General features: G+C 69.3%; 22 protein-coding genes. 13 read left to right on the top strand and 9 right to left on the bottom strand.

Going from position 1 to position 25235, the window contains the following annotated elements; all coding sequences use genetic code 11:
- Positions 1-13: 13 nt before the first annotated feature.
- Positions 14-904 carry a DMT family transporter gene (locus AC07OX_RS24060; RefSeq protein ID WP_492731580.1) on the top strand — a complete coding sequence of 297 codons (891 nt, stop codon included), beginning with the start codon at positions 14-16 and terminating at the stop codon, positions 902-904.
- 2 nt (positions 905-906) lie between these two features.
- Here AC07OX_RS24060 and AC07OX_RS24055 read toward each other — a convergent pair whose 3' ends face one another.
- From AC07OX_RS24055 to AC07OX_RS24045, 3 genes are read right to left on the bottom strand one after another with little or no spacing between them, the layout of a single operon-like run.
- Positions 907-1674, bottom strand: coding sequence for a GntR family transcriptional regulator (locus tag AC07OX_RS24055; protein ID WP_172438465.1), 768 nt, complete (start codon positions 1672-1674; stop codon positions 907-909).
- A 1-nt stretch (position 1675) separates the two neighbouring features.
- Entirely contained in the window at positions 1676-3445 is a 1770-nt protein-coding gene (locus AC07OX_RS24050) for a glycerol-3-phosphate dehydrogenase/oxidase (protein WP_495262122.1), read from the bottom strand.
- Positions 3442-4929, bottom strand: coding sequence for an FGGY family carbohydrate kinase (locus AC07OX_RS24045; RefSeq protein ID WP_495262121.1), 1488 nt, complete (start codon positions 4927-4929; stop codon positions 3442-3444). Before AC07OX_RS24045 ends, AC07OX_RS24050 begins: the two co-directional genes overlap by 4 nt.
- Before the next feature lie 180 nt (positions 4930-5109).
- Here AC07OX_RS24045 and AC07OX_RS24040 point away from each other — a divergent pair, with 180 nt between their 5' ends.
- The 12 genes from AC07OX_RS24040 to AC07OX_RS23985 all read left to right on the top strand — a co-directional run bounded on the left by AC07OX_RS24040 (position 5110) and on the right by AC07OX_RS23985 (position 20699).
- On the top strand, positions 5110-6156 hold the full coding sequence (locus AC07OX_RS24040) for a substrate-binding domain-containing protein (RefSeq protein ID WP_056584185.1): 1047 nt from the start codon (positions 5110-5112) through the stop codon (positions 6154-6156).
- The gene (locus tag AC07OX_RS24035; RefSeq protein WP_495262120.1) at positions 6153-7685 is read left to right on the top strand and encodes a sugar ABC transporter ATP-binding protein; all 1533 of its coding nucleotides are present in this window, start codon (positions 6153-6155) and stop codon (positions 7683-7685) included. Before AC07OX_RS24040 ends, AC07OX_RS24035 begins: the two co-directional genes overlap by 4 nt.
- The gene (locus tag AC07OX_RS24030; RefSeq protein ID WP_070063424.1) at positions 7682-8722 is read left to right on the top strand and encodes an ABC transporter permease; all 1041 of its coding nucleotides are present in this window, start codon (positions 7682-7684) and stop codon (positions 8720-8722) included. The genes AC07OX_RS24035 and AC07OX_RS24030 overlap by 4 nt, the downstream gene beginning before the upstream one ends.
- Complete coding sequence (locus tag AC07OX_RS24025) at positions 8719-9717, top strand: aldo/keto reductase (RefSeq protein WP_495262119.1); 999 nt, start codon at positions 8719-8721, stop codon at positions 9715-9717. The genes AC07OX_RS24030 and AC07OX_RS24025 overlap by 4 nt, the downstream gene beginning before the upstream one ends.
- Before the next feature lie 50 nt (positions 9718-9767).
- On the top strand, positions 9768-10619 hold the full coding sequence (locus AC07OX_RS24020; RefSeq protein WP_070063426.1) for a class I fructose-bisphosphate aldolase: 852 nt from the start codon (positions 9768-9770) through the stop codon (positions 10617-10619).
- Positions 10620-10830: 211 nt separating this feature from the next.
- Complete coding sequence (locus AC07OX_RS24015) at positions 10831-15552, top strand: Ig-like domain-containing protein (protein ID WP_495262118.1); 4722 nt, start codon at positions 10831-10833, stop codon at positions 15550-15552.
- Positions 15553-15699: 147 nt separating this feature from the next.
- The gene (gene atpE, locus AC07OX_RS24010; RefSeq protein WP_062476044.1) at positions 15700-15939 is read left to right on the top strand and encodes a F0F1 ATP synthase subunit C; all 240 of its coding nucleotides are present in this window, start codon (positions 15700-15702) and stop codon (positions 15937-15939) included.
- A 157-nt stretch (positions 15940-16096) separates the two neighbouring features.
- Positions 16097-17302, top strand: a complete 1206-nt coding sequence (locus tag AC07OX_RS24005) for an ABC transporter substrate-binding protein (protein WP_495262117.1) — start codon at positions 16097-16099, stop codon at positions 17300-17302.
- Positions 17303-17318: 16 nt separating this feature from the next.
- Entirely contained in the window at positions 17319-18239 is a 921-nt protein-coding gene (locus AC07OX_RS24000; protein ID WP_062476050.1) for a branched-chain amino acid ABC transporter permease, read from the top strand.
- Positions 18236-19222 carry a branched-chain amino acid ABC transporter permease gene (locus AC07OX_RS23995; protein ID WP_495262116.1) on the top strand — a complete coding sequence of 329 codons (987 nt, stop codon included), beginning with the start codon at positions 18236-18238 and terminating at the stop codon, positions 19220-19222. Before AC07OX_RS24000 ends, AC07OX_RS23995 begins: the two co-directional genes overlap by 4 nt.
- Positions 19219-19974, top strand: a complete 756-nt coding sequence (locus AC07OX_RS23990) for an ABC transporter ATP-binding protein (protein ID WP_159273561.1) — start codon at positions 19219-19221, stop codon at positions 19972-19974. Before AC07OX_RS23995 ends, AC07OX_RS23990 begins: the two co-directional genes overlap by 4 nt.
- Positions 19971-20699, top strand: coding sequence for an ABC transporter ATP-binding protein (locus AC07OX_RS23985; protein ID WP_070063431.1), 729 nt, complete (start codon positions 19971-19973; stop codon positions 20697-20699). Before AC07OX_RS23990 ends, AC07OX_RS23985 begins: the two co-directional genes overlap by 4 nt.
- A 19-nt stretch (positions 20700-20718) precedes the next feature.
- Here the strand turns inward: AC07OX_RS23985 and AC07OX_RS23980 are convergent, their stop codons facing one another.
- From AC07OX_RS23980 to AC07OX_RS23955, 6 genes are all read right to left on the bottom strand, one after another.
- Positions 20719-21327 carry a methyltransferase gene (locus AC07OX_RS23980; protein WP_495262115.1) on the bottom strand — a complete coding sequence of 203 codons (609 nt, stop codon included), beginning with the start codon at positions 21325-21327 and terminating at the stop codon, positions 20719-20721.
- 17 nt (positions 21328-21344) lie between these two features.
- Positions 21345-22049, bottom strand: a complete 705-nt coding sequence (locus AC07OX_RS23975) for an SDR family oxidoreductase (protein WP_495262114.1) — start codon at positions 22047-22049, stop codon at positions 21345-21347.
- Positions 22050-22082: 33 nt separating this feature from the next.
- Positions 22083-22721, bottom strand: a complete 639-nt coding sequence (locus AC07OX_RS23970; RefSeq protein WP_492733457.1) for an SMI1/KNR4 family protein — start codon at positions 22719-22721, stop codon at positions 22083-22085.
- A 3-nt stretch (positions 22722-22724) separates the two neighbouring features.
- Positions 22725-23333, bottom strand: coding sequence for a glutathione S-transferase (locus AC07OX_RS23965; protein ID WP_307589813.1), 609 nt, complete (start codon positions 23331-23333; stop codon positions 22725-22727).
- A gap of 47 nt (positions 23334-23380) precedes the next feature.
- A complete protein-coding gene (locus AC07OX_RS23960) occupies positions 23381-24295 on the bottom strand; it encodes an acyl-CoA thioesterase (protein ID WP_062476073.1) in 915 nt (304 codons plus the stop codon).
- 95 nt (positions 24296-24390) lie between these two features.
- On the bottom strand, positions 24391-25086 hold the full coding sequence (locus tag AC07OX_RS23955; RefSeq protein ID WP_255221127.1) for a hypothetical protein: 696 nt from the start codon (positions 25084-25086) through the stop codon (positions 24391-24393).
- Positions 25087-25235: the final 149 nt, after the last annotated feature.

The raw sequence follows: 25235 nt of genomic DNA, 5'->3' as shown, positions 1-25235 counted from the left end.
ACAATCGCGGCCCATGCCTTCCTTCACGCCGCGCCAGTTCGTTCTGCTCGTGCTCCTCACCCTCGCGTGGGGCTTCAACTGGCCGGTGATGAAGCTCGGCGTGGCCGATTACCCGCCGCTGGCCTTCCGCGCGATTTCGATCTGGCTGGGCGTGCCCGTGCTGGCGATCGCGCTGGTGGTGATGAAGGTGCCGTTCCGCGTGCCGCGCAGCGCCTGGCCCGAGCTGGTGTGGCTGGGCGCGACCAACATGTTCGTCTGGCACGCCTGCATCATCCTGGCGGTGAAGGCGCTCTCGGGCGGGCGCGCCGCGATCCTGGGCTACACGATGCCGGTGTTCTCCGCCGTCATCGGCGCGCTGCTGTTCTCGGCCGTGCTCACGCGCCGCGCCTGGACCGGCGTGGGCGCCTGCGCCATCGGCGTCGGGCTGCTGCTGTGGCACGAGCTCACCGACTTCGCGGGCCGCCCCGGCTACGTGGCACTGGCGCTGGTGGCCGCCGCCACCTGGGCGCTGGGCACGCAGTTGCTGCGCCACACGCGCATCGGGCTGCCCACGCTCACGCTCTCGTTCTGGATGACGGCCATGACGGCCGTGGTGATGACGGTGCTCTCATTGCTGTTCGAGCGCGACCAATGGCGCTCGCCGGGCGCCGTGACCTGGGGATCGATCGCCTACAACGCGGTGCTGATCTTCGGCTTCGCGCACGCGGCCTGGTTCTACCTGGCGCGTGGCCTGCCGCCGGTGGCCTCGACCCTGAGCGTGATGTTCATCCCCGTGCTCGGCGTGTTCAGCGGCGCCGTGTGGCTCGGCGAGGTCGTGCACTGGCAGGACTGGGTGGCGGTGGCGCTGATGATGGTCGCCATCGCCTCGGTGCTCTTGCCTTCGCGCAGCAGCGCGAAGGCCTGAGCTCAGGTCGTCGTCTGCACGTGCAGGCGGCTGGTCTTGCAGCGGTGCAGCGCGCGGTAGTGCTCCAGCGGCCGGCCGTTGGCGCCGTAGGCGATCGATTCGATGCGCAGCAGCGGCTCGGGCTGCGGCAGGTCGAGCAGGCGGCAGGTTTCCGCGTCGGGCAGCACGGCATCGATCCAGCGTTCGGCGCGCACCAGCCGCACGCCGTACTGGCGGCGCAGCACGTCGTACAGCGAGCGGTCGTCCAGCCGCGTGCGGTGCAGGCCCGGCGCCAGGTCGGCCGGCACCGCCGTCTCGACCAGGAGGCGCAGTTCGCCGTCGACGCTGCGCAGGCGCTTGAGGCCGACCACCTGCGCGTCTTCGGTGAGGCCGAGCGCGGCGGCTTCCTGCGCGGTGGCGGCGCGCAGTTCCTGCACGAGGATCTGCGTGCGCACCGAGCGGCCCTTGCGTTCCATCTCGTCGGAAAAGCCCAGCACGGTGGAGACGAAATCTTCGTCGCGCTCGCGCGCCGACACGAAGGCGCCACGGCCCTTGATCTTGTAGATGAGGTTGTTGCGCACCAGGTCGGCCAGCGCCTCGCGCACCACGATGCGCGAGATGCCGAACTGCTCGCCCAGCTCAGCCTCGGACGGCAGCTTGGCGCCGATGGGCAGCACGCCCTGCAGGATCTGCAGCCGGATGGCGTCGCGGAACTGCGCCCACAGCGGCGATTCGGAGTTGCGGTCGAGCGAGGTCGTCGACACGGTGTCGGGGGCGGTGGAAAGGGTCACGTTAGGTCGGGCCGAGGACGGGGCTGGCCATCAATGATGCATCGAAAGCGGAAGGCGCCGGCTCATTGGCCGCCACCGGCTGCAGGCGCACGCCGTGCCGCTCGCGCAGTGCGGCGGCGCAGGCGCTGAGTTCCTGGTGCGCGCGGGCCGCGTCCCAGCCGAGGGCTTCGGCGGCCACGGCGGCGATCTCGGCGAGCGCGTCGTCGGTGACCAGCCCGCGGATGGCCAGCAGCGTGCGGCGGATCACGAGGTCGTCCAGGTGCACGACGCCGGTCTCCATGCACAGGTACGAGAGCTCGGCCGCCGAGTACTCGGGCGCGTGGCGCAGCGGCGTGTCGCCCGAGGCCGCGAGGCGCTGCGCCAGCGGCAGCGCCTTCGAGCCGTAGCGGCGCAGCAGGCCCAGCGCGCGCGCGCGGCCCAGGCCCGAGCCGGCCGTCATCTTGTCGATGAAGCGTTCGGTGGCGGCCGCGTCGGCCGGCAGCTCGGCGCCGCCGCCGATGGGCAGCGACTCGGTCGAGGCGGTGCGCGAGCGGCCCAGGTGGCGCAGCACGTGGTCGGTGGCCTCTTCGGCCAGGGCGCGGAAGGTGGTCCACTTGCCGCCCACGAGGCCGACGATGGGCACGTCGCGCGTGGCGCTCGGCGGGTCGACCACCACCGAGTGGTCGCGCGAGATCTGGCCCGGCTTGTCGGCGTCGGAGCGCGCCAGCGGGCGCACGCCGACGTAGGTGTAGATCACGTGGTTGCGGTCGAAGGCCATGTTGGGGAACACCTCGCGCAACACGTCGATCAGGTAGTCGATCTCGGCCGGCTCGGTGACGATCTGGTCGGGGTCTTCCACCGGGATGTCGGTGGAGCCCACCAGCACGCGGTCGAGGAAGGGGTAGACGATGCACACGCGCCCGTCCACCGCCTCGAAGTAGGCCATGCGGCCTTCGAGCGCATCGCGCAGCGCCGGGTGGTCGAGCACGAGGTGCGAGCCCTTGGTGCCCATCACGCGCGGGCCGGCGCCGCCGAGCACGGCCGCGCTGCGGTCGAGCCAGGCGCCGGTGGCGTTCACCACGGTGTCGGCCGTGACACGCACCAGCGCGCCGGTGATCTCGTCGCGCAGCGTGAGGATGTTGCCCGCGCAGCCCGTCACGCGGCAGTAGTTGGCGGCGGCCGAGCGCGGCTGGTCGCGGCAGGCGTCGCCGATGAGCTCGAGGATCAGCCACTCGGGATGGCTGATCCAGGCGTCGAAGAAGGTGGCGGTCCAGCGGATGGCGGCGCGGAACAGGCGGCGGTCGTTGGTGGGCACGCGGCTGATGCGGTGGCCCGGCATCACGCGCTGGCGGCGGCCCAGCAGGTCGTACAGGCGCAGGCCCGCGGCCACGGCCAACAGGCCGCGCGTGCGCTGCGGCGGCGTGCGGCCGAAGAACTTGAGCGCGCTGCTCATCAGCCCGCCGAAGAAGCTCGACAGCGGCACCACGGTCTTCAGCGGCTGCACCAGGTGCGGCGCGTTGCGCAGCAGCAGGTTGCGCTCGCGCGTGGCCTCGGCCACCAGCGAGAAGCTCCCGTTTTCCAGGTAGCGCAGGCCGCCGTGGATCATGCGCGAGGGCGCGCTGCTGGCGCCGGCGCCGAAGTCGCCCTTGTCGACGATGAGGCAATCGACGCGCTGCAGCGACAGGTCGCGGAACACACCCACGCCGTTGATGCCGGCGCCGACGATCACCGTCGAGAAGTGGCGGCCCTCCAGCGAAGCCGGACGGACAAAAGGCAGTTGCCACGCGCTCATGACGCACCGCCCGACAGATGGTTGAAGACAGGAGACATGCGATCGATCAGTTCGTTGAATTCGGCGTTGAAATCGGCATGGGCCCGCGCGTCGCGCGCGTCGGGTTCGATGAGTTCGCAGGGCGCGCGCAGCGGGCTGGCAGGCCCCGCGTCGTCGAGGTCCTGCGACATCGCGGCATAGAGGGCGGCGCCGCGCGCGCCGGTTTCGTCGTCGGCGCAGCGCTCGACCGGATGGCCCAGCAGCGCCGCGAGCAGGCGCACCAGGCGCGCGTCGCTGGCACCGCCGCCCAGCACGCTGGAGGCCGACACCGGCAGGCCCTGCGACGCGAGGCGCGCGGTGTGGCGCGCATGCAGCGCGGCCACGGCATCGACCACGGCGCGCGCCATGTCGGCGGGCGTGTGGTGGCTCTTGAGCCCGACGAAGCCGGCCGTGATGCCACCCCCGCCGTTGATGAAGGGCAGAAAGCGCAGCCCGTTCGCGCCCAGCGGCACGCCCATGGCCAGGTCGACCACGGCGCGCGCATCGGGCAGCCCGAGCGCGCCGGCCAGCCACGCGATGTTGGCCATCGACGAGGGGCTGTTCTCCATGTACAGGCGCTCGCGCGTGCGGCCGAAGTTGACGAGCGCCGCGACCTCGGGCTGCGGCTCGATCACCGGGCCGATGACGGCGTTGACGCACCACGTGCCCAGCACCGACACGGCGCGGCCGCGGTCTTCGGCGCCGATGGCGGTCATCGAGGCGAGCAGGTCGATGGCGCCCATCGCCACCGGAATGCCCGCCGGCAGGCCGCACAGCGCCGCCTCGGTGGCGCGCAGCCGGCCCATCGTCTGGCCGCTGGGCACGAGCGGACCGAAGGCGCGCGGCCCGAGGCCGTCGATGCCCGCGACCTCGAAGGCCAGGGGCGACCAGTCGCCGGTGGCCAGCGAGAGCAGGCCGGCGGTGCTGGCATCGCTCGCGTCGGTGGCGATCTCGCCGGTCAGCAGAAAGCCGAGGTAGTCCTTGGCGAACAGCAGGCGGTGCAGTTCGCCGCGCCGCACGGCGTCGGCGCCGAGCAACTCGGCCGCGATCACCGTGGGCTGGCCGGGCCAGGGGCGGCAGCCCACATCGGCGAACAGCCGGTCGCCGTGGCGTGCCGAGAGGGCGAGTGCGCGCGCATCGGCGCGCTGGTCGGTGGAGGCGACGGCGCGGCCGCCGACGAGTTCGTTGTGTGCATCGAGCGCGTACAGGCCCGCCCCGTGGCCGGTGCAGCCGATGGCGCACACGTCCGCCGCGCACGGGCCGAGTTGGCGCGCCACGTCGCCGAGCACGTGGGTCAGCCCCGCGCGGATCGCCGCCGCGCCCACCTCGCACCCGCCGCCGGGCAGCCGCGCATGCCGCAGGGGCAGGCGCGACACGGCCAGGCTGCGCCCACTCCCCGCGTCCAGGGCCAGCGCCTTCAGGCTGCTCGAGCCCATGTCGATGCCGATCAGTATTTTGGTCTTCATGTCATAACAGCTTCGACGGAAAAAAAGGCTGTCACCAGTAGCGTTTCCCCTAGTTATCGGGAGAAACGGCCCGCCATTACATTCTATCCTGTCATAACAACTGTCGTGACACCACGGTCCACAGGTCTGCCACGCAATGGCAGGCCGAAAGCTCTGCCAGTCAACGTGAGGAGACAAAGAATGAGGCGTAATTTCCTGAAGTCCGCAGCCGCCGCCGGTATCGGCTTGGCCGGTGCGAGCGCGTTCGCGCAACAGCAAGCCGCAGCCCCCGCGGCGGGTGCCGGCCTGCGCGGCAATGCCAGCGACGTCTACGTGATGAACGTGATGGTCTCGGGCGTCGAGTACTGGTTCCCGGTCTACGAAATGATGAAGCAGCTCGGCCGCACGCTGGGCGTTCGCACCCGCTACACCGGCACGCCGGAGTACGACGTGAACAAGCAGCTCGCATCGTTCGAACAGGAACTGGCGCGCAAGCCCGCCGGCATCCTGCTGCACCCGATGAACCCCGACCCGTTCATCGAACCCATCAACCGCGCCGCCGCGATGGGCATCCCGGTCGTGACCTTCGCGGCCGATTCGCCCAACTCCAAGCGCACCTCGTTCATCACCTCCGACAACGACCGCGAAGGCAACCAGGCCGCCGACGCCATCGCCGCATCGCTGAACGGCAAGGGCGAGTACGCCGTGCTCGAGAACCCCGGCCAGGACAACCACGACCGCCGCATCGCCGCCTTCGTCAACCGCATGAAGGCCAAGCACCCCGGCATGAAGCTGGTCGGCCGCGCCGCCAGCAACCAGGACCCGAACAAGGCCTACCAGGCCGTGCTGAGCCTGGCGCAGGCCAACCCGAACCTGGGCGCGCTGTTCATGCCCGAGGCCAACTCGGCGCTCGGCGCGGCGCAGGCCAAGGTCGAGACCAAGAAGAACATCAAGGTGATGTGCTGCGACGTCAACGCCAAGATCCTGGACATGATCAAGTCGGGCGACGTGTTCGGTGCCATCAACCCGAACCAGGGCATGCAGGGCTACATGGGCATGATGATGCTGTTCCTGGCCAAGAACCCCGGCCTCATCGACCCGATGAACGACGCCAAGCGCAACGGCACGAACCCGATGTCGGTGCCCTTCCTGGACAACGGCCTGGCCGTGGTGAGCAAGGCCAACGCCGACGACTTCTACTGGGACAAGTACCTTGCCCGCCGTGGCACCAAGGGAATCGGCGAGTGAGCACCCCTGCCGCATTGCTTGAACTGCGCGGCATCGCGAAGCGCTTCGGCGCTTCGCGCGCGCTCTCGGGCGTGGACTTCTCGCTGCAGGCCGGCGAGATCCACGCCCTGTGCGGCGAGAACGGCGCGGGGAAGTCGACGCTGATGAACATCATCGACGGCATCCACCAGCCCGACGAAGGCGAGATCGTGCTGTGCGGCCAGAAGGTCGTCATCGACGGCCCCGCCCACGCCATGCGCCTGGGCATCGGCCTGGTGCACCAGGAAATCGCCCTGTGCGCCGACGCCACCGTGGCCGAGAACATCTTCATGCCGGAAATCAACGCCGGCAAACAGGCGTGGATGAACTTCTCCGCCTTGAACACGCGCGCCGCGACAGTGCTGGCACGCCTGGGCCAGGACATCGACCCGGCCGCGCTGGTGCGCGACCTGAGCATTTCGAGCCAGCAGCTGGTGGAGATCGCCAAGGCGCTCACGCTCGATTGCAAGGTGCTCATCCTCGACGAGCCCACCGCCGCCCTCACCGACAACGAATCGGCCGCACTCTTCCGGGTGCTGCACGACCTCAAGGCGCAGGGCATCGGCATCATCTACATCAGCCATCGCATGGCCGAGATCTTCACGCACTGCGACCGCGCCACCGTGCTGCGCGACGGGCGCAACGTGCACAGCGGCCCGCTCGAAGGCATGACGCCCGACGAGCTGGTGCGCCGCATGGTCGGGCGCGACCTGGGCAACTACTACCCGCCCAAGCAATCCGCCGCCGCCGATGCCAACGCTGGCCCCGTGCTGGAAGTCGATGGCATCGCCGACGACGAGCGCGTGCACGGCATCTCCTTCACGCTGCAGCGTGGCGAGATCCTCGGCATCGCCGGCCTCATGGGCGCCGGGCGCAGCGAGCTGGCCGAGACCGTGTGCGGCCTGCGCCCCGCGCGACGCGGCGCGGTGCGCCTGAACGGCAAGACGCTGTCGATCCGCAAGTACAGCGACGCGCTGCGCGAAGGCATCGCCTACTTGAGCGAAGACCGCAAGGCGGCCGGCGTGTTCCTCGACCTGCCGATTGCCCAGAACATCTCGTCGATGGCGCTGCGCCGCGTGAGCTCGGCCCTGGGCCTGCTGCAGCGTGCCACCGAGCACCGGCTCGCGGTGCAGCTGGGCGCCAAGCTCAACCTGAAGTCGGACGGCGTGGCGATCGAGGTGTCGAGCCTGTCGGGCGGCAACCAGCAGAAGGTGGCGATCGCCAAGCTGCTGGCCACGCAACCCGCGGTGCTGCTGATGGACGAGCCCACGCGCGGCGTGGACGTGGGCGCGAAATCCGAGATCCACCACATCCTGCGCGACCTGGCCGACCAGGGCGTGGGCGTGGTGGTGATCTCTTCCGAACTGCCCGAGATCATCGGCCTGTGCGACCGCGCACTGGTGATCCGCGAAGGGCGATTGGCGGGCGAACTGGCCCATGACGAGATGACGGAGGAAGCCCTGCTGCGGCTGGCCTCCGGACTTTGCGAACCCGAAGAGGCAATGGCATGAACTTTCCGACCAGAATCGACGCAGGCGCCGCGGCCACGGCCACGGCCGGCTCCCTGCAACCCCGCCGAACAGGAGACCCCGTGAAGCAGGCCAACAAGCTCACGAGCATGCGCGAGGCCGGGCTGGTGCTGATCATCGTGGCGCTGTGCGTCGCGATGAGCTTCGCATCGCCCTACTTCCTCACCTGGGACAACGTGCGCGCGATGCTGCTGTCCTTCTCCATCGAAGGCATCGTGGTGGTGGGCATGACCATCCTGCTCATCGTCGGCGGCATCGACCTGTCGGTGGGCTCGGTGGTGTGCTTCGCGATGGTGGTGACCGGCAAACTCTTTCTCATGGGCATGGACCCGTGGCTCGCGAGCCTGGTGGCCATCGGCGCCAGCGGCCTCATCGGCGCCATGATCGGCGGCTGCGTCACGCGCATCGGGCTGAACCACTTCATCGCCTCGCTGGCCTTCATGGTGATCGTGCGCGGCCTGTGCCTGGCGCTCACGCAGGGCACGCCGCAGTCGCTGTTCTCGCTGCCGGCCGAGTTCAAGTTCATCGGCCAGGGCACGCTGTTCGGCGTGCCGGCCGTGATCCTGATCTTCCTGGCCATCGTGATCGTGAGCGACTTCGTGCTGCGCCGCTCCACCCTGCTGCGCCGCGTGTTCTACACCGGCAGCAACGAGAAGGCCGCGCTGTACGCCGGCATCCGCGTGGGCCGCGTGAAGTTCTGGGTCACGGTGCTGTGCTCCGCCTCGGCGGGCCTGGCCGGCGTGATCTACACCGCGCGCTTCGGCGCCGCCACGCCGACCTTCGGCATGGGCATGGAACTCAACGTGATTGCCGCGGCCGTGATCGGCGGCGCCAGCCTCAAGGGCGGCTCGGGCACCGTGCTCGGCGCCGTGCTCGGCCTGGCGCTGCTGTCGGTGGTGACCAGCTCGCTGATCCTGCTCGACGTGTCGCCTTACTGGCAGGACGTGATCAAGGGCCTGATCCTGCTCGCGGCCGTGACCATCGACCACATCCTGAACACGAGAAAGACCAAGCGATGAGCAACGCAACGCAGATGAAGAAGACCACCCTCGGCCCCTCGGGCATCGAATGCTCGGCCATCGGCCTGGGCACCTGGGCCATGGGCGGATGGATGTGGGGCGGCGGCGACAACGCAGCCGCCGTGATCGCCATCCAGGCCTCGCTCGATGCGGGCGTGACCCTGATCGACACCGCGCCCGCCTACGGCCTGGGCCGCTCCGAGAGCATCGTCGGCACCGCTCTGAAGGGCCGCCGCCACGAGGCCGTGATCGCCACCAAGTGCGGCCTGGTGTGGCACACGCAGCAGGGCACGCACTTCTTCGAGGAAGACGGCCACCCGGTGTACCGCTACCTCGGGCGCGATTCGATCTTCCACGAATGCGAAGAGAGCCTGAAGCGCTTGCAGACCGACTACATCGACCTGTACATCACGCACTGGCAGGACCACACGACGCCCGTGGCCGAGACCATGGACGCGCTGCTGGCGCTCAAGAGGCAGGGAAAGATCCGCGCCATCGGCGTGAGCAACGCAACGCCCGAGATCCTGTCGGAGTACCTGAAGCACGGCCCGGTCGATGCGGCGCAGGAGCTCTACAGCCTCATCGACCGCGGCATCGAGACCACGCTCGCGCCGCTGTGCGCCGAGCACAACGTGGCGGTGCTGGGCTACTCGTCGCTGGCGCTGGGCCTGCTGGCCGGGCCCATCGACCCCGCGCGCGAGTTCAAGGGCGACGACCAGCGCGCCACCAACCCGCGCTTCAGCGAAGCCAACCGCGCGAAGCTCAAGGCCTTCTTCGACACGCTGGAGCCGCTGCGCACGCACCTGGGCTGCTCCTTCGGCCAGATGATGATCGCCTGGACCGTGGCCCGCGGCACCGTCTCGGTGGCGCTGTGCGGCGCGCGCGTGCGCCAGCAAGCCATTGAAAACGCCGGCGCCGGTGCGGTCGTGCTCGACGGCGAAGCCCTGCAGCTCATCGACGCTGCGGCCAAGCGCCACCTGGACGCGCTCGCCTGAGCGCGCGCATTTCTTCCCTTCCTTTTTCCTCAACACGGAGTTCTTCCTTCATGTCGAAAGACAAGACCGCGCGGCTCAACCGCCTGCTGCACAACGGCCGCTGCCTGGACATCGCCCTGGACCACGGCGTGTGCAACGAACCCACCTTCCTGGACGGCCTGGAAGACATGCCCGGCGTGATCGACAAGCTCGTGGCTGCGAAGCCCGACGCGATCCAGCTGAACTACGGGCAGTCCGACCTGCTGCAGGACCGGCCCGGGCGCGACCGCCCCGCGCTGGTGATGCGCCTGGACATGGGCAACCCCTACAACGCCGTGCACCACCGCGTGATGTGGGCCGTGCTGCAGAACCAGGACGACCCGGTGCTGCCCGCCGTGCAGCGGGACGCGGCCTGCGTGGTCGTCAACCTGTTCATGCTGCCCGACGAGCCCGACCTGTTTCGCCAGTGCGTGCAGAACATCGCCCGCGTGCGCGCCGACTGCGACCGCTACGGCATGCCGCTCATGATCGAGCCGCTGGTGATGCAGGCGCCCACCGCCACCAGCCGCTACATGGTCGATGGCGACGCCGAAAAGATCGTCACGCTCACGCGCCTGGCGCGCGAGATGGGCGCCGACATCGTCAAGGCCGACCCGACCACCGACGCCACCGACTTCCACCGCGTGGTGCAGGCCGCGCGCTGCCCCGTGCTCGTGCGCGGCGGCGGGCGCGAAGACCTGCAGCAGGTGTTCGCGCGTTCGCGCGTGCTCCTGGACCAGGGCGCCGTCGGCATGGTGTACGGCCGCAACGTCTACCAGCACGCCAACCCCTCGGCGGTGGTGAGCGCACTGATGGCCATGATCCACGACGGTGCCAGCGCCGAAGCGGCCTGGAACCTCTATGAATCGGGCGGCGTGAAGTAAGAACGCCCAGGCGCCGGTGCCTTCCACGCGGAAGGCGCCGGCGCCAACCAGCGGGAGAGCAAGACAGAAGAAGAAGTGGACGGCGGACAACGCATGCGTTGCCCGCCGGGGGCGCGCCTGCGCGTGCGCTTTCCCAGCAAGCGACCGAGTGACTCGAGAGAACCAAGGACAAGAGGGTTCCCTGCGAACTTCAAACAACCTGGAGGCGACGATGAAGATCCGGTATTTCCTGATGGCGTTCCTGGTGCCGTGCGTCACATTGCTGACGCATGCGGCAATCACCGGGGTCAGTCCGATGACGACCCTCAACAAGATGGCCACGGCGGCTGCCGCTATCGTGGCCGACCCGCTCCCGCTGCAGGGGCCGGGCCTGGGCAACCTCACCTACACCTCGGCGGAACTGTTCAAGCCGGTGTCGATGATCACCAGCGCCGCGCACCCGCTCGACCCGGCGCACAGCGATGCCTACGAGGCGCGCGACGTGCCCGCCACGTACCCGGGCCGCAAGGATTACGGCATGAACGCCGGCATCATGGTCAACGGCTACTTCCTCACCTCCTTCGCGCCGGACAGCGGCCTCGGCCCCGGCGGCTTCCTGCTGTACGACGTGTCGAACCCGCGCCAGATCAGGCTCGTCAAGAAGATCTACGAGCCCGACGACGCCACAGGCGGCCGCACCAAGGAATTCCGCGAGACGCACTCCTTCGGCACCGCGAAGATCGGCGGCAAGACCTACGTCGTGCTGCCCAGCATCAACGGCGTCGAGTTCTGGGACTTCACCGACATCAACGACATCAAGCAGGTGAAGAAGCTGGCGCTGCCCGGCGTCAACTCGGGCGACTACGAGAACGTGTCCTGGCAGCTGTGGTGGCAGGCGCCCTACCTGTACGTGGCCTCGGCCGGCCGGGGCATGTTCATCGTCGACGCGACGGACCCCGCGAACGCGGTGGTCGCCAACCGCGGCGCCGGCAAGCCCAACCCGGTGCCCACCGGCGAACTCGGCGGTTTCCGCCTTGGCCCGATCTTCACGATGGGCAACCACATGGTGCTGACCGCAATGGAAAGCAACGGCGGTTTCGCGAGCCTGGACATCTCCGACCCGCTCAACCCCAAGGTGCTCGATTCCATCGCCGGCGCCACGCCGTTCTATTACGCGACCTGCTTCGACGGCAAGAGCGTGCACGCCTCCGCGCGCGGCAGCGGCGCCAAGATGTACAGCTACGACCTGAGCGACCGCTCGCGCTTCGTGGCCGAGGACAACCGGCTCGTCATCGACGAGCAGCTGTACTGCGCCACGCAGGACAACTACGTCATCCAGGGCGCGCAGACCCGCATCCACAAGGTGGACGTGAGCAACCCGCTCAACCACGTGGAAGTGGGCCGCGGCAGCATCCTGCGCGAGGACGACCCGAACTTCTCGCATTCGGACAACGGCCAGGTCGCGATGTTCGGCAACCTCGTCTTCGTGGGCAACGACCACGGCTCGGGCAGCGGCTTCGTCGTGCACGCGGTGGACCCCGACACCACCAAGCCCGAAGTGAAGCAGGTCTCGCCCGCCAACGGTGCGAAGCAGCAGGCCCTCAGCTCGCGCATCGGCCTGGGCATGACCGACAACATCCTGCCGGAGAGCGTGAACAGCAACACCTTCATCGTGCGTCCGGTGGGCGGCAACACGCTGGCGGGCACCTACAGCGTGCAGCTGGGCATCGTCAACTTCCATCCCGCGCAGCCGCTGCTGCCGGGCACGAGCTATGAGGTGTTCCTGCCGGCCAACGGCGTGAAGGACTATGCGGGCAACGCCATCGGCGCCGACTACCGCTCCACCTTCAACACCGGCAACGCCAGCGACATCAACCTGATGCACCACTGGCCGCTGACGGGCAACCTGGGCGACCAGATCGGCGCCAACAACGGCACGCCCGCCACCGGCGACGCGTTCGAGAGCATCGGCCTGAACTTCGCGAACCGCACCGCCGGCGTGCCGCTGAAGAACGACACCGTGGCCAGCGCGCTGGGCGGCACCGCCACGCTGAGCTTCTACATGAAGACCACGCAGGCCGGCGGCGCCAACTCCTGGACCGCGCCCGGCATCTTCGGTCGCGACCAGTCGGGCGGCACCGACGACGTGTTCTGGGGCTGGCTGGACACCGGCGGGCGCATCAAGCTCTCGGTGGGCAACGACGGCGGCACCACCTCCACCGCGGCCGTGAACGACGGCAACTGGCACCACGTCGTGCTCACGCGCGACGCGGCCTCGGGCGCGCAGGCGGTGTACGTCGACGGCGTGAAGACCACGTCGACCGGCCCGACCGGCACCAAGGGCCTGTCGACCAAGTTCCAGGTCATGGGGCAGATCCAGGGCAACACCGCGCTCTTCAAGGGCACGCTGGCCGAGGTGCGCGTGTACGGCCGCGTGCTCGGCCAGGCCGAGGTGGACACGCTGCGCGGCCAGGCCATCATCGGCGACCCGGGCCTGGGCGGCGGACCCAAGCTGGTCAACGGCCAGCTGAGCTTCAACCCCGCGACGCTCGGCGCCAGCGGCGTGCAGTTCCGCTGGAACTTCGGCAACGGCACGCAGACGGCGTTCTCGAACCAGCCCAACACCAGCTACACCTACACCACCCCCGGCCACTACACGGTGACCCTGACGGTGAAGGACAGCAGCGGCCGCGAGACCTACTACACCTACAACGTGACCGTCATCGCGCCGGTCACCGCGACCGCGCCCACGCACACGACCAACATCGCGGGCGATGCGAGCCGGGTGTACTCGGTGAACCCCGACAGCGGCACGGTGGCCGCCATCGACGCGCAGACCCTCGCCAAGCTGTGGGAAGTGCGCGTCGGGGACGAGGCCAAGACGCTGGCCGTCGGCCCCGACGGCCGCATCTGGGTCGCGGTGCAGGGCGAGGACAAGCTGGTGGCGCTCAACGCCGCCGACGGCTCGCAGTCGGTGTCGATCCCGCTGGCCTACGGCAGCGGCCCCTACGGCGTGGCCTTCACGCCCAACGGCGCCAAGGGCCTGCTCACGCTGGAAAGCAAGTCGGTGCTCATGAGCTTCGACCCCAGCAACGGCGCCACCACCGGCGCGCTGGCGCTCGAGGGCGGCGTGCGCGGCATCGCCGTGAGCGCCGACTCGCAGGTGGCCTACGTCACGCGCTTCAAGTCGAAGATGACGGGCGGCCAGCTGCACAAGGTGAACCTGCAGTCGCTGACCGCGCTGCAGACCATCCCGCTGCCGGTGGACACCACGACCGTCGACACCGAGAGCCGCGCGCGCGGCGTGGCCAACTACCTGAGCCAGGTGGTGATCTCGCCCGACGGCTCGCGTGCCGTGCTGCCTTCGAAGAAGGACAACATCGTGCGCGGCCGCTTCCGCGACGGCAAGGACCTGCCGCACGACCAGACGGTGCGTTCCATCCTGTCGCAGGTGAACCTGCAAAGCGCCGCAGAGGTGTTCTCCGAGCAGATCGACTTCGACGACCGCGCCCCCGCGCGCGCCGCGCTGTACTCGCCCGCCGGCGATTACCTGTTCGTGGCGCAGATGGAAGGCAACCGCGTCGCCATCGTCGACAGTTACACCCGCGCGATTCGCGGCGAGATCAACGCCAGCAGCGCCCCGCATGGCCTGTACCTCGATGCGGCGCGCAAGCGGTTGTTCGTGAACAACTTCCTGGCGCGCTCGGTGTCGGTGCACGACGTGGCGAAGGTGCTGTCGGCCGAGACCAATGCGGCGATCTTCCTGCAGAACGTGGCCACCGTGGCGCAGGAGCCGATGGCGGCCGCGGCGCTGCGCGGCAAGCAGGTGTTCTACAACGCGGCCGACCGGCGCATGAGCAAGGACAACTACATCTCCTGCGCCAGCTGCCACGCGGACGGCGGCGACGACGGCATGGTGTGGGACTTCACCCAGCGCGGCGAGGGCCTGCGCCGCACCATCAGCCTGCAGGGCCGGCGCGGCACCAGCCACGGCAAGCTGCACTGGACGGCCAACTTCGACGAGGTGCAGGACTTCGAGAACGACATCCGCAACGAGTTCGGCGGCACCGGCTTCCTGAGCAACGCCGACTGGGCCGCCACGCAGGCCCCGCTGGGTGCGCCCAAGGCCGGCAAGAACGCGCAGCTGGACGACCTGGCCGTGTACCTGGGTTCGCTCAACAAGTACATGCGCAGCCCGGCCCGCGCCGCGGACGGCAGCCTGAGCGTGGACGCGGTGCGCGGACAGACCGTGTTCAACACGGCCCAGTGCGCCACCTGCCACACGGGCGCCACCTTCCGCGACGGCCTGCGACACGACGTGGGCACCATCCAGGCCTCGTCGGGCAAGGGCAGCAACCAGCCACTGGCGGGCGTGGGCTTCGACACGCCGACCCTGTCGGGCACCTGGAACACCACCGCGTTCTTCCACAACGGCCAGGCGGCCACGCTGCAGGACCTGCTCGCGGGCGGCCACGGCAATGCGTCCAGCCTGCCGGCGAACGACGTGGTGGCGCTGCGCGAGTACGTGCGCTCGCAGGACACCGCCCCGGCGGTGGTCACGCGGCTGCGCTCCGACCTCAACCCGACGATGTGCGTGAACATCAAGGGCGCCTCGACCACCAGCGGCGCGACGGCGGTGCAATGGCCGTGCGGCAACGCGGGCAACGAGAAGTTCACGATGACGCCCGTCACCGGCGGCTACGTGCAGTTCATCGCCGAACACAGCGGCCTGTGCCTGGCGCAGAACGGCACGGCGACCACGAACGCGGCCGTGGTGCAGGTGGCCTGCTCGTCGGGCAACACGGCGCAGTGGAGCCTGGTGGGCGGCACGGTGCGCAACCGCGCCTCGGGTTCGTGCCTGGACGTGCCGAACGGCTCGACCACGCAGGACACGGCGCTGATCACCTGGACCTGCAACGGCGGCAACAACCAGAACTGGACTCCGCTGCCGTAAGCACCTCGCTTCGCGCCTGAGCCCAGGCCGGCCGTTTCGACGGCCGGCTTTTTTTCGTCTGGCGCATGACCTCCCGCGTCATGGATTCGATGCACCCCTTCTGGAACAGTGGGTCCATCGATTCATCAACCACCAGGAGAAAAAACCATGACCGGCTTCAACATCCTTCCGCTCGCCGTCGCCCTGCTGATCGGCATTGCCGCACTGGGTTCGTGCATCGGCATCGCGCTGGTGGGCCAGAAGTTTCTCGAAGGGACGACGCGCCAGCCCGAGCTGGTCGACACGCTGCAGACCAAGTTCTTCCTGGTCGCGGGCGTGACCGACGGGGCCTTCATCATCGCAACGGGCATCGGCCTCTGGTTCGCGACGGCCAGCCCCTTCGGTTGACGTTTGCGTAACCTTTGGCGAGGGGTCGGCGTGGCGAAAGTCACGCGGTTCACTGGCACCATTCGTGCTAGTACCGTTGACACCGAATTGTTTACGGCTAAAGTATTTAACTATCAACAGTTCAGTTGTCTCAACCCTTCCCTAGCCGGAGAACCCGATGCGCCCCACGTTCCTGAAATCGCCCGCGCTGCCGCGCACCCTGATCTCGCTGCTGCTGTGCGGCGCCGCCCTCGGGGCCTCGGTGTCGGCCGTGGCCGCGCCGGTCAAGGTGGGTTTGGCCCTTGACATCTCGGGGCCTTTCGCGGCCCTGGGCGCCGAGGCGCGTGACGGCTTCGCGCTCGGCATCAAGCAGCTGAACGGCAAGCTCGGCGGGCAGGACGTGGAGTTCGTGCAGGCCGACATGGCCGGCAGCCCCGACCAGGCCAAGCAGCTGGTCGACCGCATGATCCAGCGCGACAAGATCGACATCTTCAGCGGTCCCATCGGCTCCAACGTGGCGCTGGCCGTGGGCCCGACGCTGTTCAACGCCAAGGTGCCCTACCTGTCGGCCAACGCCGGCCCGAGCCAGTTCGCCGGCGCGCAGTGCAGCCCCTACTTCTTCGGCACCGCCTACCAGAACGACCAGTTCCACGAGGCCGCCGGCAAGTTCGCGCAAGACCGCGCGTTCAAGAAGATCGTGCTCATCGCCCCCAACTACCCGGCCGGCAAGGATGCCCTGGGCGGCTTCAAGCGCCAGTTCAAGGGCCAGGTGGCCGACGAGCTGTACACCAAGCTGGGCCAGATCGACTACGCCGCCGAACTCGCGCAGCTGCGCGCGGCCAAGCCCGATTCGATCTACTTCTTCCTGCCCGGCGCGATGGGCATCAACTTCATCAAGCAGTTCGTGGGCGCGGGCCTGTCCAAGGACATCACGCTCGTCACCAGCGGCTTCTCGGCCGACGAGGACGTGATCGGCGCCGTGGGCGAGCCGATGCTCGGCCTGTTCAACACCTCGCACTGGGCGCACGACCTGGACAACGCCGCCAACAAGGCCTTCGTGGCCGCCTTCCGCAAGGAATACAACGGCCGCTACCCGTCGGTGTACGCCGCACAGGCCTATGACGCGATCCTCGCGATGGACGCCGCCGTGAAGCAGGCCGGCGGCAACGCGCAGAACCGCGACGCCGTGGTCGCTGCCCTGAAGAAGGCCAACTACGCCTCGACGCGCGGCACCTTCAAGTACGCGAACAACCACTTCCCCATCGAGAACTTCTACCTGCGCGTGATCGGCAAGGACGCGCAAGGCAAGGTGACGAACAAGCTGATCAACACCGTGCTGACAAGCTACGGCGACAGCTACGCCAGCAAGTGCGCAATGAAGTGATGCGGCTCGTCTTTCCATGAGCGGCATCCTCGTCCTCGAGCAATTGCTCAACGGCATCGGCTACGGCCTGATGCTCTTTCTTCTGGCGGCGGGCCTCACGCTGGTGTTCGGCATCATGGACGTGCTGAACCTGGCGCACGGCTCGCTGTTCATGGCCGGCGCCTACGTGGCGGCCGAGGCGCACACGCGCACCGGCTCGTTCGCCGCCGCCATCGTGGTCGCGGTGCTCGTCACCGTGGTGGTGGCGCTGCTCATCGAGGTGCTGCTGATGCGCCGCCTCTACAAGCGCGACCACCTGGCGCAGGTGCTCGCCACCTTCGGCGTGATCCTGGTGGCCGACGACATCGTCAAGATGATCTGGGGCCCCTCGCCCGTGATGGCCCCCACGCCGGCCGCGCTCTCGGGCCCGGTCGAGCTGATGGACGGCCTGCCCTATCCCTCGTACCGCCTCGTGGTGCTCGCGGGCGGCCTGCTGATGGCGCTGGCGCTGTACGTGCTGGTGAACCACACGCGCATCGGCATGCGGGTGCGCGCGGGTGCGTCCGACCGGCCGATGGCCGAGCTCATGGGCGTGCGCGTGGGCCGCATCTTCAACGGCGTGTTCCTGCTCGGCGCGGCGCTGGCCGCACTGGCCGGCGCGCTCATGGGCCCGATCGTCGCGGTGCAGGTGGGCATGGGCGAAGCCATCCTGATTCCGGCGCTGGTGGTGCTGGTGATCGGCGGCATCGGCTCGGTGCGCGGCGCCTTCGTGGCCGCGCTGCTGGTCGGCGTGGTCGACACCATCGGCCGCGCCTTCGTGCCGATGCTGCTGCGCGCCACGCTGCCGCCCGCCACGGCGGCCGACCTGGGACCGCTGTTCGCCGAAGTGGCGATGTACGCGCTCATGGTCGTCGTCCTGATCTTCCGGCCCTCGGGCCTTTTCTCCGCCCGCGCATGAAACCCTCGTCACGCACCTTCGGCCTCGGGCTGCTCCTCGTGGCGCTCGCGGCCTTTCCGCTGGTCGCGCCGCTGTTCGGGCTCGACTTCTACATCGGCTTCGTGCGGCGCGTGCTCGTCGTCGCGCTGGCCGCCGCGAGCCTGAACTTCATCCTCGGCTTCGGCGGCATGGTGGCGCTCGGGCATGCGGGCTTCATCGGCATGGGCGCCTACACGGTGGTGGCGCTCAGCGACGCCGGCGTGATGTCGGCCTGGCTCCTGTGGCCGCTGGCCGCGCTGGTGGCCGGCGTGGTCGCCGCGCTGATCGGCACGGTGGCACTGCGCACGCGCGGCGTGTACTTCATCATGACCACGCTGGCTTTTGCGCAGATGCTGTACTTCGTCGTCGTGTCGCTGCGCAAGTACGGCGGCGACGACGGCTACACGCTGATGTCGCGCCCCACGCTGCTGCCGGGCCTGGACCTGGGCAACGAATCGACCTTCTACTGGGTGGTGCTCGTGGTGGTGGCGCTCGCGCTGTGGTGGCTGCACCGCGCCACGCAGGCGCGCTTCGGCCATGCGCTGATGGGCATCCGCGACAACGAGACGCGCATGCGCGCGCTGGGCTACCCGGTGTTCCGACTGCAGCTCGTCGCCTTTGCCATCGCGGGCGCGATCGCCGGGCTGGCCGGCGCGCTGCTGGCCGGCGGCAACGGCTTCGTGAGCCCGGCCACGATGCACTGGACGCAGTCGGCCACGCTGGTGGTGATGGTCGTCATCGGCGGCCTGGGCCGCAGCTGGGGCGGGCCGGTGGGCGCCGTGGTCTGGCTGGTGCTCGAGGAAGCGCTCAAGCAGCACACCGAGCACTGGCACATGCCGCTGGGCCTGCTGCTGATTGCCGTCGCCCTCTGGGCTCCGCGCGGCCTCGCCGCACTGTCGACAAAACGCCGCACGGTCGCAGCAGCGGCTTCCGCTGCAACGGCCGCAGGGAGCGCCAAGCCATGAGCCTTTTCAGAATCGAAGGGTTGGTCAAGCGCTTCGGCGGCCTGCTGGCGACCGACCATGTGAGCCTCACGGTGGAGCGCGGCGAGGTGCATGCGCTCATCGGTCCCAACGGCGCGGGCAAGACCACGCTGGTGAACCTCATCACCGGCCTGCTGGAGGCCGACGCGGGCCGGCTGATGCTCGACGGACAGGACATCACGGCCTACAAGGACCACCAGCGCGTGGCCGCCGGCATGTCGCGCTGCTTCCAGGTGACGCGCGTGTTCGCCAAGGAAACGGTGCACGACAACCTGATGCTCGCGGCGCAGGCCCATGCGGGCAGCAGCCTGCGCTTCCTGGCGCCGCGCGCCAACGAACGCGACCTCGTCGACCGCGCCCACGCGCTGGCCGACCGCGTGGGCCTGGGCAGCGAGCGTCACCGCATCGCAGGCACGCTGCCGCACGGCGCGCAGCGCGCGCTCGACGTGGCGCTGGCACTGGCCGCCGAGCCCAAGCTGCTGCTGCTCGACGAGCCGATGGCCGGCATGGGCCCCGACGAGTCGGCGCGCATGGTCGATCTCATCGAATCGCTGCGCGCCTCGATGGCCATCCTGCTCATCGAGCACGACATGGACGCCGTGTTCCGCCTTGCCAACCGGCTCACGGTGCTGGTGCAGGGCAAGGTGCTGATGAGCGGCACGGCCGACGAAGTGCGGGGCCACCCCGATGTGCAAGCCGTGTACCTCGGCACCGAAGCGGAAGGACACGCATGAGCACGACGACCACGAAATCCACCCTGCTCGAGGCCACCGCCATCGAAGCCGGCTACGGCGCCAGCCAGGTGCTGTTCGGCATCGACGTGCGCGTCGGTGCAGGCGAAGTGATGGCGCTGCTGGGCCGCAACGGCATGGGCAAGAGCACGCTGCTGAAGGTGCTGACCGGCACGATCGCGCCGATGCGCGGCGGCGTGCAGTTCTGCGGCGCGGCCATCGGCGGCCACCGGCCCGACGCCATCGCGCGGCGCGGCATGGCCATCGTGCCCGAGGGGCGCCATGTGTTCCCCAACCTCAGCGTGGACGAGCACCTGCGCGCCTTCGCGCGGCCCCGCCCCGGCAGCGCGCCGCGCTGGACCGTGGAGGCGCTCTACAAGCTCTTTCCGCGCCTGTCGGAGCGCAAGGCCAACGCGGGCAACCAGCTCTCGGGCGGCGAGCAGCAGATGCTGGCCATTGCGCGCGCGCTGTCGACGCACCCGCGCCTGCTGATCCTCGACGAAGCCACCGAAGGCCTGGCGCCGGTGATCCGCGAGGAGATCTGGCACTGCATCGCCACGCTCAAGTCCGAAGGCGAGGCGATCCTGGTGGTCGACAAGTACGTGCAGCGCCTGCTGCCGCTGGCCGACCGCCACGTGATCCTCGAGCGCGGACGCGTGGTGTGGCAGGGCGACTCGGCCGCGCTCGACGCCGACCGGTCGCTGTGGACGCGCTACCTGGGCGTGTGAGTCTTCGCTCGTTCGTCCGCTAGCGCGGACGGCACGCCAGGAAGTTGGCCCACGTCACGTCGTCGCGGCCGATCCACTGACTGCCCCATTGCAGGTCAAGGCCCGCCGTCGCCAGCGCGTCGGCGAACGCGTCTTTCGACCAGTACACGGTCTGGTAGTCGCCGAGGGTCTCGCCTTCGCCGATGCGCATGGCCGCGAGAAAAACCCCGCCGGGCGCGAGCGCGTCGAACACCTTGCGCAGCACCGGCGCGATCTGCGCGCGATCGACATGGATCAGCACGCACATCGCAAGGACTGCGTCGTACGGCCCGCCCAGCGCATCCGTGACGACGTTGAGCAGCTCGCCCTTCTTGCCGCGCTCGGCCTGCAGGTCGAGAAACGCCTGGACCGCATCGGTGCGCCTCACGACCCCGCCCAGGGATTCGACGAGATCGGCGTCCTGCCCCGACCCGGAACCGATCTCGAGCACGCTGCCACCGGCGGGCACGCGCTGCATCATGCGGCGCACGGCGGCCTCGATCTCGGGCGGCCGGTGGCCTGCCACGATCGCGTTGTAGTCGCGCGCGGACGCTTCGTAGGACGCAAGGGTGCGGTCCATGTGCTGGCGCACCGGGGCGGGGACGGTCATGGGCGCCGTGGCCGGGTTCAGACCGAGCGCGTGATGCCGCCGTCCACGCGCAGGTTCTGCCCCGTGATGTAGCCCGCGCCCTCGGAGGCCAGGAAGCCGATGGTGGCGGCGATCTCGGCGCTGCGGCCGTAGCGGCCCATGGGGATGCGTTCGCGGAACACTTCTTTCTCGGGCAGACTGTCGATGAAGCCGGGCAGGACGTTGTTCATGCGCACGTTGTGCTTGGCGTACTGGTCGGCGAAGAGCTTGGTGAAGGCCGCGAGGCCGGCGCGGAACACGCCCGAGGTCGGGAACACCGGGTCGGGCTCGAAGGCGGCGAAGGTCGAGATGTTGATGATCGCGCCGCCGCCCTGCTTCACCATGTGCGGTGCCACGAGGCGCGCGGGACGCACGGCGCTCAGGAAGTAGACGTCCATGCCGCGGTGCCAGTCGTCGTCGCTGATCTCCAGGATCGGCGCGCGCGGGCCGTGGCCGGCGCTGTTCACGAGCACGTCGATGCGGCCCCATTCGGCCATGACCTTGTCCACGAGGCGCTGGATGTCCTCGTTCGATTGGTTGGAGCCGGTGACGCCGATGCCGCCGAGTTCCTGCGCCAGCGCCTCGCCCTTGCCCGACGAGGACAGGATGGCGACGCGAAAGCCGTCGTCCGCGAGCTTGCGCGCCGCAGCGGCGCCCATGCCGCTGCCGCCGGCGGTGACGATGGCTACTTTCTGATCTGACATGGTGGGTTCCTCCTTCGGATGAAACCCCGTAGCCTACCCCTCGATGTCCCAGCGCGCTTTCACGGGGAAAGGCGCGCTGTCCTGCAGGGTGAAGCGCTTCAGGTCTTCCTCGAACTCGGCCTGCGGCATCAGCGAGGGCACCTGCTCGGGTCTGGCGCGCGGGCCCGTCTTGAAAGGCCGCGACACCAGCGGCTGCCGGCTCAGCGCCTGCAGGTAGGCGGCGGTTTCCGTGTCGTCCATGAAAGCCGTGACGGTGGCCACGTCGGCCGCGATGCGCTCGGCCATCTCGGGCTCGGACAGGTCCCAGTCGCCGAGGTAGCTCAGGTCGACGAAGGCTTCCAGGAATTTCGCGCAGACGAAATCGGCGAACGAGCCGTGGCCGACGCTGCTTTCCTCGTCGTCGTGCCACACGAAGGCCACGCCCACGGCGCCGCCGTCCAGCGGCACGAGGCAGTAGGCGTCGCCCGCGCCCGATTGCGCAAAGGGCAGGAAGCGGCGGCCGTCCTGCCACTTGGCGTCGAGCCACTCATCGAGGTCGTTGGCCGCCTGCTCGGCGTCCAGCCACTCGAAGTCGGGGAAGCCGACCAGATCGGGCGGCCCGCTGGCGAGGAGCTGTTGCAGCAGCGGGGGAATTTCGATGCCGGTGCGGCGCGAGAGATCGTCGAACGTCATCGCTCAGGCCGTCGGCAACGTGGCCTGCATCGACGGCCGGTGGTTGAACACGGCGAACCACTTCGCGCTGTTCGGCGCCTGGGCGCGCCAGTCCACCGAGGGAAAGCGGAAGTCCATGTAGCCCAGCGCGCAGCCGAAGGCGATGGTGCCGATGTCGACGCGATCGCCGAACGACGGCGCCGCCGCTTCCAGCCATTCGAGGCCGGTGCGCACCTTGTCGAGCTGGCCGTCGGTCCAGTCGCTCCAGCGCAGCGCCTCGGGGCGCAGCATGGTCTCGTAGCGCGCGAGCAGCGCGGCGCCGGTCATGCCGTCGGCCAATGACAGCTCGGTCAGGCGCGCCCAACGCGCGGGCCCGCTGGCCGGGAACAGGCCGCCGGCATGCATGGTGTCGAGGTACTCGCAGATCACGCGGCTGTCGAACAGCGCCTGGCCGTCGTCGGTGAGGAAGGTCGGCACCTGGCCCAGCGGGTTGGTCGGCAGGATGCGGGCGTCGCGCTTCACCGGGCCGGCCGCGCTGGGCAGCTTCTCGATGCGGTCGGCCACGCCCAGCTCGTGGGCCACGACCATGCACTTGCGCACGAAGGGAGACGCGGGAGAGAAGAAGATCTTCATGGCCGGAGCGATCGAGTGAGGGAGTGTTGAAAAAAGAGGCAGGCCGTTCAGCCCGTGATCGGCGTGCGCGGCGATCCCGGCTTGCGGATGCGCAGCATGCCCTCTTGCGCCGCCGAAGCCACGAGGCGGCCGTCACGCGTGTAGAGGCTGCCGCGGCACAGGCCGCGCGCGCCGCCCGCGCTGGGCGAGTCGACCACATAGAGCAGCCAGTCGTCGAAACGGAAATCGCGGTGGAACCACATCGCGTGGTCCAGGCTGGCGGGGCGCACCTGGCCGCTCATGAAGCTCAGGCCGTGCGGCAGCATCGCGGCGCGCAGCAAGCCGTGGTCGGAGGCGTAGGCCAGCAGCGCGCGGTGCACCGTCAGGTCGTCGGGCAACGGCGCGATGGCGCGCATCCAGATGGCGCTCTGGTTCTCGGTGGGGCGCACCTCGGGCCGCAGCAGGTCTTCGGGGTCGACGCGCCGGTACTCGATGCCGTGCGGCTGGATGGCCTTGGAGCGCCAGGGTTCGGGCAGGCGGTCGCCGAGCGCGATGCGCTGGTCGAGTTCGCTGGTCAGGCCCTCGGGGCCTTCGACGGCGGGCATGGGGAACTGGTGCTCGACGCCCTCGTCCACGGTCTGGAACGAGGCCGACATCTCGAAAATGATGCGGTCCTGCTGGCGCGCGACCACATGGCGCGTGGTGAAGCTGCGGCCGTCGCGCACGCGGTCGACGCTGTACTCGATGGGCGCGTGCTCGCCGGGCAGCAGGAAGTAGGCGTGCATCGAATGCACCGGGCGCTCGGCGCCCACCGTGAGGCTGGCGGCCATGAGCGACTGGCCGAGCACCTGGCCGCCGAAGACGGCGGGCGTGCCGATGTCCTCGCTCTGGGCCAGGAAGCGGTCGCCGCCCAGCGGTTCGAGCTGCATGAGGGCGACGAGGTCGGCAACGAGGCGGGCGGCAAGGACGGGTTCGGGGGTCATCGGGGGAAGGGATTCGGCGCAGAAAAGCAATCCACGACGATAGCAAAGGCCGGGCCCGCGCGCTGTCGCGGCCCGGTCAGCGGCGCCCGGCGGGCCTACTTGAAGAAGCAGATGTCCAGCATCAGGCGCAGGCTGCAGCCGTGGTCGGTGCCGCCGTCCACCATGCGCACCGGCACGCCGCCCAGCAGCATCGCGCCGTCGGCGCCGTACGCCAGCGGCGAACGCGCGGCCTGGCTGAAGGGGCCGCTGAGCGTTTCCTGCTCGACGTACTTCAGGTACTGGCGGCGCGAGAAATCGACCGTGTCGGCCGACTTCAGCGCCACCGCCGCGTAGCGCTTGCCGTAGACCGTGCCGAAGTAGCGCAGCACCGGCCCAGTGCGGTCGCCGTACTTCACCTCGGCCTTCGCGAAGCCGGTCTGGACGAGGAAGTTGCGGTCTTCGGGCGTCAGGTCGGCGTCGAAGGCCATCAGCACGTACTGGCCTTCGAAGCTCTGGTTGCGCGCCACCTTCAGTTCGCCGATGAGCGCGGGCGTGACCTTGGTGCGGCCGTCCCAGCGCAGCAGCGCGGCCACGGACGGGTCGCCGTCGAACACGTAGTGGTACTTGTCGCCGGCGATGGCGACCTTGCGGCCGTCCTTGGCCGCCACGAAGCTCAGCACGCGGTCCTTGCCGTGGACGGGGTCGCCCTCGGGGGTGCTGGCGCAGCCCACCTGCAGCAGGCCGAAGGCGGCGCAGGCCAGCGCCAGGAAGAATCGACGCGCGGGGGTCGACAGCGAAGAAGAAAGAGGCACGGTGTGTCCGGGGTTCGAGTTCATCCAGCCCCGGACTCTAGCGCCGCGCCGCGCTCAGAAGGTGTGAATGAATCCGGCGTGGCCGAGCAGCCTGCCCAGGCGCGCCCCCTCAAGGCGCAAAGCGCAGCCATAGCCGGGCTATGGCGAGC

Source organism: Variovorax sp. GW821-FHT09D07, from assembly GCF_059416345.1.
The sequence above is the reverse complement of the archived record's forward strand: the minus strand, read 5'-3'. Positions and strand labels throughout refer to the sequence as shown.

Bases quoted from the DNA above. Each gene is read 5' to 3' on its own strand.
- AC07OX_RS23990 (WP_159273561.1), top strand. From the start codon at position 19,219: ATGAGCCTTTTCAGAATCGAAGGGTTGGTCAAGCGCTTCGGCGGCCTG.
- AC07OX_RS23970 (WP_492733457.1), bottom strand. From the start codon at position 22,721: ATGACGTTCGACGATCTCTCGCGCCGCACCGGCATCGAAATTCCCCCG.
- AC07OX_RS23975 (WP_495262114.1), bottom strand. From the start codon at position 22,049: ATGTCAGATCAGAAAGTAGCCATCGTCACCGCCGGCGGCAGCGGCATG.
- AC07OX_RS24015 (WP_495262118.1), top strand. From the start codon at position 10,831: ATGAAGATCCGGTATTTCCTGATGGCGTTCCTGGTGCCGTGCGTCACA.
- AC07OX_RS23985 (WP_070063431.1), top strand. From the start codon at position 19,971: ATGAGCACGACGACCACGAAATCCACCCTGCTCGAGGCCACCGCCATC.
- AC07OX_RS24005 (WP_495262117.1), top strand. From the start codon at position 16,097: ATGCGCCCCACGTTCCTGAAATCGCCCGCGCTGCCGCGCACCCTGATC.
- AC07OX_RS23980 (WP_495262115.1), bottom strand. From the start codon at position 21,327: ATGACCGTCCCCGCCCCGGTGCGCCAGCACATGGACCGCACCCTTGCG.
- AC07OX_RS24050 (WP_495262122.1), bottom strand. From the start codon at position 3,445: ATGAGCGCGTGGCAACTGCCTTTTGTCCGTCCGGCTTCGCTGGAGGGC.
- AC07OX_RS24025 (WP_495262119.1), top strand. From the start codon at position 8,719: ATGAGCAACGCAACGCAGATGAAGAAGACCACCCTCGGCCCCTCGGGC.
- AC07OX_RS24000 (WP_062476050.1), top strand. From the start codon at position 17,319: ATGAGCGGCATCCTCGTCCTCGAGCAATTGCTCAACGGCATCGGCTAC.
- AC07OX_RS24020 (WP_070063426.1), top strand. From the start codon at position 9,768: ATGTCGAAAGACAAGACCGCGCGGCTCAACCGCCTGCTGCACAACGGC.
- AC07OX_RS24045 (WP_495262121.1), bottom strand. From the start codon at position 4,929: ATGAAGACCAAAATACTGATCGGCATCGACATGGGCTCGAGCAGCCTG.
- AC07OX_RS23960 (WP_062476073.1), bottom strand. From the start codon at position 24,295: ATGACCCCCGAACCCGTCCTTGCCGCCCGCCTCGTTGCCGACCTCGTC.
- AC07OX_RS24040 (WP_056584185.1), top strand. From the start codon at position 5,110: ATGAGGCGTAATTTCCTGAAGTCCGCAGCCGCCGCCGGTATCGGCTTG.
- atpE (WP_062476044.1), top strand. From the start codon at position 15,700: ATGACCGGCTTCAACATCCTTCCGCTCGCCGTCGCCCTGCTGATCGGC.
- AC07OX_RS24060 (WP_492731580.1), top strand. From the start codon at position 14: ATGCCTTCCTTCACGCCGCGCCAGTTCGTTCTGCTCGTGCTCCTCACC.
- AC07OX_RS23995 (WP_495262116.1), top strand. From the start codon at position 18,236: ATGAAACCCTCGTCACGCACCTTCGGCCTCGGGCTGCTCCTCGTGGCG.
- AC07OX_RS24030 (WP_070063424.1), top strand. From the start codon at position 7,682: ATGAACTTTCCGACCAGAATCGACGCAGGCGCCGCGGCCACGGCCACG.
- AC07OX_RS23965 (WP_307589813.1), bottom strand. From the start codon at position 23,333: ATGAAGATCTTCTTCTCTCCCGCGTCTCCCTTCGTGCGCAAGTGCATG.